Source organism: Roseobacter sp. AzwK-3b (assembly GCF_000170875.1).
In the GTDB taxonomy this organism is placed as follows: Bacteria; Pseudomonadota; Alphaproteobacteria; order Rhodobacterales; family Rhodobacteraceae; genus Roseovarius; species Roseovarius litoreus.
Window position 1 is genome coordinate 62,028 of sequence record NZ_ABCR01000006.1, and the last position, 10,706, is coordinate 72,733.

The window sequence follows — 10,706 nt, forward strand, 5'->3', positions numbered from 1 at the left end:
TCAGCCGAACAGATCATGCGCCAGTTCGAGCGCATCGATCAAGGCATCCACTTCGTCGGTGGTGTTGTACATCGCAAAACTCGCGCGGCAGGTGGCCGTCACGCCCAGATGATCCATGAGCGGCCCGGCGCAGTGATGCCCGGCCCTGACCGCGACGCCCTTCTTGTCGAGAATGGTGCTGATGTCATGCGCATGGGCCGCCCCGTCCATCGTGAACGAGAAGATCGCCGCCTTGTCCGGCGTCGTACCTTGCACATTCAACCAGTTGAGACCTGTAAGGCGCTGTTGCGCATAGGACGACAAGGCGTCTTCATGTGCGGCGATATCGTTCATGCCGACATCCATCATGTACTCGAGGGCCACGCCCAGACCGATGGTCTGCACGATACCGGGTGTTCCGGCCTCGAACTTCATCGGCGGATCGTTATAGGTGACAGCGTCCTTGCTGACCTCACGGATCATGTCGCCGCCGCCCATGAAAGGACGCATTTCCGCGAGCCGCTCTGACTTTACGAAGATCGCCCCCGATCCTGACGGTCCATAAAGCTTGTGACCCGTGATAGCGTAGAAATCGCACCCGATCTCATCGACATTGACCGGCATATGCACCGCAGCCTGACTGCCATCCACCAGAACGGGCACGCCCTTGGCGCGGGCACCCTCGCAGATCGCCTTCACATCCACCTTGGTGCCTAACACATTCGACAGATGCGTGACCGCGATCAGCTTGGTTTTCGGCCCGATGGCATCCAGCACCTTTTGCGGATCAAGCGCCCCGGTGGCATCCACATCCACCCATTTCAGAACCACGCCCTGCCGTTCGCGCAGGAAGTGCCATGGCACGATATTGGCGTGATGCTCCATCACCGACAGGATGATCTCATCACCCGCTTCCATATGCGGCATGGCCCAGCCATAGGCGACCATGTTGATCCCCTCGGTCGTGCCGGAATTCAGCACGATCTGGTTTTCATCCGCGACCCCCAGAAAGCGCGCGATGGTGCCGCGCACGGCTTCGTATTTCTCGGTGGCGAGGTTCGACAGGTAATGCAGACCCCGATGGACATTGGCATATTCATGCGAATAGGCCGTGGTGATCGCGTCGATCACCACCTGCGGTTTCTGGGCCGAGGCGCCATTGTCCAGATAGACCAACGGCTTGCCATTCACTTCCCGGCTGAGGATCGGGAAATCGGCCCGGATTTTATTGATGTCCAGCATCCTAGGATACCCCCATGAAAAGGCCGGCAACAGCCCCGAAGAACAGCGACAAGCCGATGGTCACGCCAAGCAGCGATAAGATCAGCACGCCCACGGCCCTCATCGGGCTATCGAACCCATGCGCCACATTCAAAAGCGTGGTCACGGCCCATAGCCACCAGACGAACGCAGCGAGGATCATCAGCGATGTGAGGAAGGGTAGAACGAGCCCTCCCACAAGCAAGCCCAGCATGATCACGAAAGTGACCGCCTGCAGCCACGTCAGCACGGCCAGTACATCTTCGAGTGGACCACGGCCGCCCATCATCCGGCCGACCCAGAAAAAGACAAACACAGTCAGGATCGCCCTGCCCCATTGCATCAAGGCAAAGACCAGCGGCGCGCTATAGGCCGGCGAGCCCGAGATGATCTCGCCGAACTGATCCTGAGGCAAAGGGCCCACGCGCATCAGGCCCGAGAAAACCAAAGAGGTCATCACTGAAATCAGCGACAGGCCAATCCAGAGCGCCTGCGCGGGCAGGCGCAAACTCAGGATATACTCCCCCGCTTCGCGCGGATTGCGCAAAGTCAGCACGAACAAGGATACAAGTGCAGACGCCGTCATGTTTCGCCCCACCCCGCTTCACGCAGGTTCGACAGCCAGAACCAAAGAAAAACCACGAGCCACAAGAAACCCACCAGTTGCAACCCCGCTCCGGGGCCGACAAACCCGGCGACAAGACCATTGAGCAACACAAGAGGGCTCGCCGCCAGAAACGCCCAGAACAGCGCAAGCCGGCACCGGTACCCCGTTGTGCGCGCGCCGGACAGTTTGAGCACCAGCAGACTGAGCGCCGCCAGAACATAAAGAACCAGCGGCACAATGAACACCCAAGCCAGCAAAGCCCCTGCCAGCAGCGAGTTCAGCTCCTGTCCCGACATATGCGCCTCGCGCGCAAGACGCGGCCATTGGCCAACAAATACCACGACACAGCCCGCCATGGCGATCGCCAGCGACCTGCCCTCGTTTTCGGACAAGGACAGCAGGCGGCGCATGACGGCGCGCGGCCTGCGATAGCTGGCCGCGATATCTGATGTGACGGGCATCAGCCGCGCCGACGCTCCAGCCAGCCTTCCAGCCGGCCGACGATTTCATCGCGCAGCCCGTCGTCCTCGATCTCCTCGACTGCTTCGGCCAGAAAGGCCAGCGTCAGAAGGTTGGTGGCTATGTCACGCGGCACGCCTCGGGCGCGCAGATAAAACAGCCCCTCCTCGTCGATCGCCCCTGATGTGGACCCATGTGAACAGGCCACGTCATCGGCATAGATCTCAAGCTCCGGCTTGGCGTCGAACTCGCTGTCACCATCGAGCAGCAGCGATTGGCTGATCTGATACCCATCGGTTTTCTGTGCGCCAGGCTTCACGAGGATCTTGCCCTGAAACACGCCGCGCGCGCCATTGCGCAGGACTTTCTTGAAGACCTGACGGCTTTCGCAATTCACCGCATCATGCGTGATGAACACCGTGTCGTCGTGGAGGAAATCCCCATCGCCCACACAGGCGCCCGCGACATGCGCCTTGGCGTTGTCGCCCGTCAGCTCGATGATGCACTCGTTTCGGGTGAGCACGCCATTGGCGGTCAGCGTGAAGGACTTGAACACGCTTTCCTCGGCCAGACGGGTAAAGACATGCGTCGCCGCACGCCGCTCGTGATCGCGGCCCTGGGCACGGACGTGATGAAAACGCGCCCCGTCCGCAACTTCGACTTCCATCACCTTGTTGAACCGCGCCGCCGCAGGACCGTTTTCGAGAACGGTCATCTCGGCGCCGGGATCCATCTTGATGACGTGATGCAGAATCGCATCAGAAGAGGTCGACCGGTGATGATAAATCAGGTTCACAGGCTTGCTGACCTTGCCGGTCACATGGATCACGACCCCGTCGGTGGCCAACGCAGTGTTCAGCGCGGCAAGCGGCCGGGCGACAGGCGTTTGACCGCGCTCTTCGAGAACGCCATACAGATCCTTGGCCCAGTGGATATCGACCGATGCCGCATCCGAAAGCCGCTCGATCTTCACGCCCTCAAGCGACAGATCATCGCTCGCCTCGGCATCGAAAACACCGTCCACGAACACGATCTTCAGCCGGTCAATGCCGTTGAAAATTGGCGTGTCGTCCGATTGGAATAATGCAGCTTCGGGCGCATCTGCCTGCACCAGAGTTTCGGGATTGGTGTATTTCCAATACTCATCCCGCCGATGCGGCAAACCCGCGTTGCGAACCCGCGCAAGCGCGGCATCGCGCGCCGCGTTTGACCAGGCCGCACCGTCCGGGCGCGTCACGCCGGACAGGCGCGCTTCGGTCGCGTCAAGTTTCGCCTGGGGCAAAGCCATCATGCCACCTCCGCCTTGATATCCTCATAGCCATTCTGCTCGACCTCGAGCGCAAGCTCCGGCCCGCCAGTCTTGATGATGCGGCCATTTGACATGATGTGAACCACGTCCGGCTTGATGTGATCCAGCAGACGCTGGTAATGCGTGATGACGAGAAAGCCGCGTCCTTCGTTGCGCAAGGCGTTCACGCCTTCTGCGACAAGTTTCATCGCGTCCACGTCAAGCCCGGAATCCGTCTCGTCGAGAATGCACATCTTTGGTTCGAGAAGCGCCATCTGCAGGATTTCGTTGCGCTTTTTCTCACCGCCCGAAAAGCCCACATTGACCGGCCGTTTGAGCATGTCATTGTCCATCTTGAGCGTCGCCGCCTTTTCGCGCACCAGCTTGAGGAAATCCGTCGCACTCATTTCCTCGAGGCCCTTGGCCTTGCGCTGTGCGTTCAGCGCCGTGCGCAGGAAGGTCATGTTGCCGACACCCGGAATTTCGACCGGATACTGGAAGGCCAGGAACAGACCTGCCGCCGCGCGCTCTTCGGGCTCCATCTCGAGGATATCCACACCCTCCAGCGTCGCCGATCCTTGGGTCACCTCATAACCGTCGCGCCCCGCCAGAACATAGCTGAGCGTGGATTTGCCCGATCCATTGGGGCCCATGATCGCATGAACCTTGCCGGCCTCCACCGTCAGGTCCACACCCTTGAGGATGGTCTTGTCCTCGTCTTCCAGATCGACGTGCAAGTTCTTAATTTCCAGCATATTCAGCTCCTCGCTTTCAGTCCTCGACGCGGCTCAGGGCCGCGTCATCATTTCAATGATCGACAACAGCCGATCTCCGGGTACGGCCATCGGCATCACGTCGAATTCTGCCATACGCCCGGTCATCCTCGGTTCACCGACAAAGGCCTCGACACGGTGGTAATGTCGGCGCCTTGCGTAATCATCCACGAACACCCTCACCGGGGCTTTCGTCCTGAACGCCGCCGCGAGCACGCAACCGGCGCGAAACCGTCCATCCACCAGCACCACATCCGGCTGGCGCATCTCGGGCAGCTCCCAGACCTCAAGTGGATAGCGCGCATAGCGCTGCCACTCGCTGTTTCCGGCCGGGTAGCCCCATTCCTTGGTCGGCCCGATATCGGACCAGATGATGTCCACCTCGGTGCTGGTGGCGGGCGGCGCCTGATAGAACCAGGCGCGCATCATCTCGGCCCAGGATTGGTCGCTCTCGACCGTGAACACCCGCTTTCCGGGCATCTCTCCCGCCATCACGGTGGACCCGCCGCTGCCATATTCGAGGATCACGCCCGCTTGCTCATAAGCATCGCGCAACCGTGCCGCCTCGGCCTCGGGCAGGGTCAGCTCGGGCCGCGATATGGTGCCGGTCTCCGTCATGCCCTGTCCAGCACCACCGCCGTGCCGCTTGCCGAAACCATCAGCATCGAGTCGCCCACCACCTCGTAATCCAGATCGACTCCCACGACCGCATCCGCGCCAAGCGCTCTGGCGCGGGCCTCGAGCTCGTGCATCGCGGTATCCCGGGCATCCTGAAGCTTGGATTCGTAAGCGCCCGACCGGCCTCCGACGATATCGGTGACCGACGCGAAGAAATCGCGGAACACATTGGCCCCCATGATCGCCTCGCCCACGACGATGCCGCGATACTCTGTGATCTTGCGACCTTCGATGCCATGCGTGGTGGTGATAATCATGACGCCGTCCCCGGACAAAGCCTACCGGCGGGCCTTAGCCCACCGATCCTTCCAGCGAAATCGCCACCAACTGCTGCGCTTCCATGGCGAACTCCATCGGCAGCGCCTGCAGAACGTCCCGGCAGAACCCGTTGACCACCAGAGCCACCGCTTCTTCCTCGTCCATACCGCGCTGGCGGCAATAGAAGAGCTGGTCGTCATCCACCTTCGAGGTTGTGGCCTCGTGCTCGACACGGCTCGAGTTGTTCTTGACCTCGATGTAAGGCACCGTGTGCGCCCCGCATTTATCGCCGATCAACAGGCTGTCGCACTGTGTGTAGTTGCGGCTGTTGGTCGCCTTGGGATGCATCGACACCAGCCCGCGATAGGTATTCTGCGCCTTGCCCGCACTGATCCCCTTGGAAACGATGCGCGACTTTGTGTTCTTGCCCAGATGGATCATCTTGGTGCCGGTGTCGGCCTGCTGGAAATTGTTGGTGATGGCGATCGAATAGAACTCGCCCTGGCTGTCATCGCCGCGCAGGATGCACGAGGGGTATTTCCAGGTCACGGCACTCCCGGTTTCCACCTGGGTCCACATCACCTTGGCGCGATCGCCGCGGCAATCAGCCCGCTTGGTCACGAAGTTGTAGATGCCGCCCGTGCCATCCTCGTTGCCGGGGAACCAGTTCTGAACAGTCGAATATTTCACCTCGGCGTCTTCCTCGACGACGATCTCGACCACCGCCGCGTGCAGCTGGCTTTCATCGCGCTGCGGCGCGGTGCAGCCTTCGAGGTAACTGACATACGAGCCTTTGTCCGCGATGATCAGCGTCCGCTCGAACTGCCCCGTATTTTCGGCGTTGATGCGGAAATAGGTGCTCAATTCCATCGGGCAGCGCACGCCGGGCGGCACATAGACAAACGAGCCGTCCGAGAACACGGCGGAATTCAGCGTGGCATAAAAATTGTCGCTGACCGGCACGACCGACCCAAGATATTTCTTGATCAGCTCTGGGTGCTTCTCGATCGCCTCGGAGATCGAGCAGAAGATCACGCCGGCCTTCTCAAGCTCTTTCTGAAATGTGGTGCCGACAGAAACCGAGTCGAACACCGCATCCACCGCCACCTTTCGCCCTTCGGCGGGCGCATCCTCGGCGCCTTCGATACCGGCAAGGATCATCTGCTCCTTCAGCGGGATCCCGAGTTTTTCATAGGTTTCCAACAGCTTGGGATCGACCTCGTCCAATGACTTGGGCTTGACCGCCATGCTTTTGGGGCGCGCATAGTAATATTGATTCTGGAAATCCACCTCGGGATAATCCAGCATCGCCCATTCCGGCTCTTTCATCTGAAGCCAGCGTTCATAGGCCTGCAGACGCCATTCGGTCATCCACTCCGGCTCGCCGTTCTTTTCGGAGATGAGCTTCACGATATCTTCGGTCAGACCCTTGGGGGCGTAATCCATCTCGATATCGGTGTTCCAACCGTGTTTGTAGGTTCCCGCCATCTCGCGCACGGCATCGACGGTTTCCTTGTCGACGCCTTCCTTGACCTGCATGTCATCCAGTGCCGTCATAGTGGCCCCCTCCTTGATGTATTACGCCGCACGGGCGCGATGTCTGTTCAGGTGCTTCAACCAGCTTTCGGCGAAGCGTGTCACGTCGTTGCGGGTCGTTTCCGGCCCAAGCGAAACACGCACGGCGCATCCCGCATCCGCCCCGCTGAAGCCCATGGCCTGCAGCACGCCGCTGCTTCTGACCTTGCCGCTGGAACAGGCTGACCCCGCCGATATCGCGAAACCCGCCAGATCCATCGCCATCACCTGCGTTTCACCCTTCCATCCCGGAGTGATGAAACACGACGTGTTGGGCAACCGAGCGCTGTCTTTCCCGACAAAAATAGTCTCATTTGAGCCAGCTGCAATGATATTTTCTAGAATCTTTCTAAATTCGGCAATCCGGTCCCATGTCCCTGTGGCAATATCCTCGACCGCCGCTTTAGCTGCGGCTCCAAACCCCGCGATTCCAATAACATTTTCGGTTCCGGACCTGCGCCCCATCTCTTGCCCGCCGCCCCGGATCCGCGCTTCCAGATCGGTGCCGCGCTTCACGATCAGGGCCCCCACACCCTTTGGCCCACCCAGCTTATGGGCCGCACTCAGCGCCATGCGGCATCCCGACCAGTTGAACGCCACGGGCAGCTTGCCGAATGCCTGCGTCATGTCACTGACTTCAAGCCCCTCGGGCAAGTCCTGAATCACCCCGGTTTCGGAATTGGCCTTCTGCAGGACGGATTGCCCGGGCGACTTGACCATAACGCGCCCCTGCGCATCGACCGAAAGATCCGGCTCGATCCATGCCTTGACCGCATCATGCTCGACCGCCGCCCCATGCAGCCCGCGCCCTGCACAGGCCAGTGCTGCCGCTTCCGTCGCCCCCGAGGTGAAGATCACGTCGGCGCCTTCTGCCCCGAACGCCGCCGCGACCTGTTCTCTCGCGCGTTCGACAACCGCCTTGGCCGCGCGCCCTTCGGCATGCACGCTCGAGGGGTTTCCCACGACCTCCATCGCCGCGATCATCGCATCACGCGCCTCGGGCCGAAGTGGCGTTGTGGCATTGTGGTCAAGATAGACGCGGCTCACTGCACCGCCCTCCTTTTGGGTTCACACCGACAGAGCGCCATGATCGCCTTGGCGCGCATCACTCTTCGTCCACCACCGAAAACAGTGTCGGCACCGCCGGGCATGGCGCCAGCGTGTTGGACACCACATCGCTCAACCGGGTCTGGTGCAGGAAGACATAGACCTGCGCGCTCAGCGATTCCCACAGCCTGTTGGTCATGGATTGCGCTTTCGATCCGCTCGCCGCCCCCGAGGCCCCGGCCCCCTTCTGCAAGGCATTGACCGTTTCATCCACCGCCGCGAGAACATCCACCACGCGGATTTCGGATGCAGACCGCGCCAGCCGATAGCCCCCGCCCGGCCCACGCACCGAGGTCACGAGGTTCGCGCGGCGCAATTTGACGAAAAGCTGCTCCAGATACGGCAAGGATACGTCCTGCCGCCTCGAAATCTCGCTGAGCGTGACCAGGGACTCGCCGTCCTGAAGGGCGATATCCACGAGCGCCACCATCGCATAGCGGCCTTTCGTACTCAGCTTCATCAGGCAAATCCCCTTGAATAGATTGACGTGACGCCATGCAGGGCTTATCTCGGCTGAAACTTCCGGCTCCGGCGGGAAATTTAGAATAGTTCTAAGGTGCTTGATCGATTTCGTCAAGAAAGTCGCACACCCAAACCACGGAGATACAGGCCCCATGCCCGAGGTTATCTTTCCCGGTCCCGAAGGCCGTCTTGAAGGACGTTACCACCCGCAGCGTGAAAAGGATGCCCCGATCGCGATCGTGCTGCATCCCCATCCGCAATTCGGCGGGACGATGAACAACAAGGTCGTCTACAACCTTCATTACGCCTTCTATAACATGGGGTTCACCGTGCTGCGGTTCAATTTCCGTGGCGTGGGCCGGTCGCAGGGCGAATACGATCAGGGTATCGGCGAACTCAGCGATGCGGCCTCGGCGCTCGATTATCTGCAATCCATGAACAGCAATTCCAAGCATTGCTGGGTCGCGGGTTTTTCATTCGGCGCCTGGATCGGGATGCAGCTTCTCATGCGCCGCCCCGAGATCACGGGCTTCGTGTCGGTCTCGCCGCCGGCAAACATGTATGACTTCTCGTTCCTTGCACCCTGCCCGTCCTCGGGTCTGGTGATCAACGGCACCGCGGACCGCGTCGCCCCGCCCGCCGACACCACGGCGCTCGTGAATAAGCTGCACGAGCAGCAGGGGATCACCGTCACCCACGAACAGGTCGAGGGCGCGGATCACTTCTTCAAAGAGCCGCATATGGACACGATGATCGACACCGTGACCAGCTATGTGAAACGGCGCCTGACCGAAAACACCCGGTGACATCATGGGCGTGACCGAGGATCTGGCCGACGAACTGGCGCTCGATGTGCTCAAATACATCGACGCTACGGGCGACGAGCAGATCGTCTCGGACGTGGTCAAATTGCTGGGCGCCACATCCCAGACGGCCGAAGAGGCTTTCCTGACGTCGTTGCGCGTGCGTCGTGCAAACAAGAAAGCCCGCGCCTTGCTGCTGGATCGCGCAAAGAAATTCCAAGCCGGGCTGGAACAGGGTGACAAAGCCTCCGACGCCGGATGAGCCCGACGCCGCTCGAGTCCCAAATGGCCTTCCTGATCGAGGCGTGCAGGCTCAAATCCATCACCCGCGGAAATGATCTGATCGATCTCTCGCGCCCCGAGAACGTCGCAGAACACAGTTGGCATGTGGCGCTCTGCGCGCTCATCCTGACCCCGCCTTCCGCCGTGGCGCAGGTGACGCCGCAAAGCCGTGATCGCGCCATTGCCATGCTTGTCGTGCATGATCTGGTCGAGATCGACACCGGCGACCAGCCCATCCACCTGCCCCACGATCCCGAAGCGCTGCGCGCCAACGAAGAGGCCGCAGCAGCACGGCTGTTTGCACTGCTGCCCTCCGATCAGGGGGCCGCTCTGCAGGCGTTATGGGCCGAATTCTGCGCAGGGCGAAGCCCGGCTGCCCGACTGGCGCGGGCGGTCGATCACCTTCACCCGATCCTGCAAGTGCTCTGCGCCGAGAGGCCGCGCCCGGATCATCTGGGCGTCGTGACCGACAATCTTACGACCGGCCGCGCCCGGTGGGTCGTCACCGACTGGCCCGACATGGCCGCCTGCCTCCACGCCCTGCGCCACGGCGCGCCGCTGCCCTCAAGCGCGCTGGCGCGCCAGATCACGTTTCTGGCCACCGCCGACCGGCTCAAATCCGTCACCCGTGCCACACCGATCTGCGACGGATCGCGCCATGAGAATTCCGCCGAGCACAGCTGGCATCTCGCCCTTTTCGCGCAGGTTCTGGCCGATCATGCGCCCGATGGCGCCTGCCCGGCGCGGGTGACACGGATGCTCTTGCTGCATGATCTCGTTGAAATCGACGCCGGCGACACGCCGATCTATGCCGTGGCCGACCGCACCGCCATCGCGCAGGCGGAAATCGCGGCGGCGGATCGTATCTTCGGGCTTCTGCCTGACGATCAGGGGCGCGACATGCGCGCCCTCTGGGATGAATTCGAATCCGCCCATACGGCCGACGCCCGCTTCGCCAAGGCGCTCGACCGGTTCCAGCCACCCAACCTGAACCTTGCCACGGACGGGGTCAGCTGGCGCGCACATGGCGCGACACTGGATCAGGTGAGCGACCGGGTCGGACAGCCGATACAGCGCGGCGCGCCGGCCCTTTGGGAGTGGATCGCGCCACAGATCGAAGCTTGGTTCGCCCGTCACGGCTGAGGCACCAAGCGCGACCGGCCGTCATGCCGGAC

13 protein-coding genes are annotated in these 10,706 nt (G+C 61.4%); 3 read left to right on the top strand and 10 right to left on the bottom strand.

The window, feature by feature from the left end; translation table 11 throughout:
* The 10 genes from RAZWK3B_RS11975 to iscR are packed head-to-tail and all read right to left on the bottom strand — an operon-like array spanning window position 1 to window position 8,444.
* Window positions 1-1,221 (bottom strand): cysteine desulfurase, encoded by a 1,221-nt coding sequence (locus RAZWK3B_RS11975; RefSeq protein WP_007815443.1) that lies wholly within the window; start codon window positions 1,219-1,221, stop codon window positions 1-3.
* Between the two features lies 1 nt (window position 1,222).
* Entirely contained in the window at window positions 1,223-1,825 is a 603-nt protein-coding gene (locus tag RAZWK3B_RS11980; RefSeq protein ID WP_083799125.1) for a Yip1 family protein, read from the bottom strand.
* Window positions 1,822-2,307 carry a histone H3 family protein gene (locus tag RAZWK3B_RS11985; protein WP_007815445.1) on the bottom strand — a complete coding sequence of 162 codons (486 nt, stop codon included), beginning with the start codon at window positions 2,305-2,307 and terminating at the stop codon, window positions 1,822-1,824. The genes RAZWK3B_RS11980 and RAZWK3B_RS11985 overlap by 4 nt, the downstream gene beginning before the upstream one ends.
* Window positions 2,307-3,593 (bottom strand): Fe-S cluster assembly protein SufD, encoded by a 1,287-nt coding sequence (gene sufD / locus RAZWK3B_RS11990; RefSeq protein ID WP_007815446.1) that lies wholly within the window; start codon window positions 3,591-3,593, stop codon window positions 2,307-2,309. Before sufD ends, RAZWK3B_RS11985 begins: the two co-directional genes overlap by 1 nt.
* Window positions 3,593-4,348 (bottom strand): Fe-S cluster assembly ATPase SufC, encoded by a 756-nt coding sequence (gene sufC / locus RAZWK3B_RS11995; protein WP_007815447.1) that lies wholly within the window; start codon window positions 4,346-4,348, stop codon window positions 3,593-3,595. The genes sufD and sufC overlap by 1 nt, the downstream gene beginning before the upstream one ends.
* A gap of 33 nt (window positions 4,349-4,381) precedes the next feature.
* A complete protein-coding gene (locus tag RAZWK3B_RS12000; RefSeq protein ID WP_007815448.1) occupies window positions 4,382-4,984 on the bottom strand; it encodes a hypothetical protein in 603 nt (200 codons plus the stop codon).
* Window positions 4,981-5,301, bottom strand: a complete 321-nt coding sequence (locus RAZWK3B_RS12005; RefSeq protein WP_007815449.1) for a heavy metal-binding domain-containing protein — start codon at window positions 5,299-5,301, stop codon at window positions 4,981-4,983. The genes RAZWK3B_RS12000 and RAZWK3B_RS12005 overlap by 4 nt, the downstream gene beginning before the upstream one ends.
* Before the next feature lie 34 nt (window positions 5,302-5,335).
* Entirely contained in the window at window positions 5,336-6,859 is a 1,524-nt protein-coding gene (gene sufB, locus RAZWK3B_RS12010; RefSeq protein ID WP_007815450.1) for a Fe-S cluster assembly protein SufB, read from the bottom strand.
* Window positions 6,860-6,880: 21 nt separating this feature from the next.
* Complete coding sequence (locus tag RAZWK3B_RS12015; protein WP_007815451.1) at window positions 6,881-7,924, bottom strand: cysteine desulfurase family protein; 1,044 nt, start codon at window positions 7,922-7,924, stop codon at window positions 6,881-6,883.
* Window positions 7,925-7,982: 58 nt separating this feature from the next.
* Window positions 7,983-8,444, bottom strand: coding sequence for a Fe-S cluster assembly transcriptional regulator IscR (iscR, locus tag RAZWK3B_RS12020; RefSeq protein WP_007815453.1), 462 nt, complete (start codon window positions 8,442-8,444; stop codon window positions 7,983-7,985).
* 154 nt (window positions 8,445-8,598) lie between these two features.
* Here iscR and RAZWK3B_RS12025 point away from each other — a divergent pair, with 154 nt between their 5' ends.
* From RAZWK3B_RS12025 to RAZWK3B_RS12035, 3 genes are read left to right on the top strand one after another with little or no spacing between them, the layout of a single operon-like run.
* Window positions 8,599-9,252 carry an alpha/beta hydrolase gene (locus tag RAZWK3B_RS12025; protein ID WP_007815456.1) on the top strand — a complete coding sequence of 218 codons (654 nt, stop codon included), beginning with the start codon at window positions 8,599-8,601 and terminating at the stop codon, window positions 9,250-9,252.
* Between the two features lie 4 nt (window positions 9,253-9,256).
* Window positions 9,257-9,511: a hypothetical protein gene (locus RAZWK3B_RS12030; protein ID WP_007815458.1), complete on the top strand. Its 255-nt coding sequence runs from the start codon at window positions 9,257-9,259 to the stop codon at window positions 9,509-9,511.
* Window positions 9,508-10,674 (top strand): HD domain-containing protein, encoded by a 1,167-nt coding sequence (locus tag RAZWK3B_RS12035; RefSeq protein WP_157132240.1) that lies wholly within the window; start codon window positions 9,508-9,510, stop codon window positions 10,672-10,674. Before RAZWK3B_RS12030 ends, RAZWK3B_RS12035 begins: the two co-directional genes overlap by 4 nt.
* Window positions 10,675-10,706 lie beyond the last annotated feature (32 nt).

Excerpts from the sequence above, each read along its gene's own strand:
- RAZWK3B_RS11975 (WP_007815443.1), bottom strand. The coding sequence starts at position 1,221 with ATGCTGGACATCAATAAAATCCGGGCCGATTTCCCGATCCTCAGCCGG.
- RAZWK3B_RS11980 (WP_083799125.1), bottom strand. The coding sequence starts at position 1,825 with ATGACGGCGTCTGCACTTGTATCCTTGTTCGTGCTGACTTTGCGCAAT.
- RAZWK3B_RS11985 (WP_007815445.1), bottom strand. The coding sequence starts at position 2,307 with ATGCCCGTCACATCAGATATCGCGGCCAGCTATCGCAGGCCGCGCGCC.
- sufD (WP_007815446.1), bottom strand. The coding sequence starts at position 3,593 with ATGGCTTTGCCCCAGGCGAAACTTGACGCGACCGAAGCGCGCCTGTCC.
- sufC (WP_007815447.1), bottom strand. The coding sequence starts at position 4,348 with ATGCTGGAAATTAAGAACTTGCACGTCGATCTGGAAGACGAGGACAAG.
- RAZWK3B_RS12000 (WP_007815448.1), bottom strand. The coding sequence starts at position 4,984 with ATGACGGAGACCGGCACCATATCGCGGCCCGAGCTGACCCTGCCCGAG.
- RAZWK3B_RS12005 (WP_007815449.1), bottom strand. The coding sequence starts at position 5,301 with ATGATTATCACCACCACGCATGGCATCGAAGGTCGCAAGATCACAGAG.
- sufB (WP_007815450.1), bottom strand. The coding sequence starts at position 6,859 with ATGACGGCACTGGATGACATGCAGGTCAAGGAAGGCGTCGACAAGGAA.
- iscR (WP_007815453.1), bottom strand. The coding sequence starts at position 8,444 with ATGAAGCTGAGTACGAAAGGCCGCTATGCGATGGTGGCGCTCGTGGAT.
- RAZWK3B_RS12025 (WP_007815456.1), top strand. The coding sequence starts at position 8,599 with ATGCCCGAGGTTATCTTTCCCGGTCCCGAAGGCCGTCTTGAAGGACGT.
- RAZWK3B_RS12030 (WP_007815458.1), top strand. The coding sequence starts at position 9,257 with ATGGGCGTGACCGAGGATCTGGCCGACGAACTGGCGCTCGATGTGCTC.
- RAZWK3B_RS12035 (WP_157132240.1), top strand. The coding sequence starts at position 9,508 with ATGAGCCCGACGCCGCTCGAGTCCCAAATGGCCTTCCTGATCGAGGCG.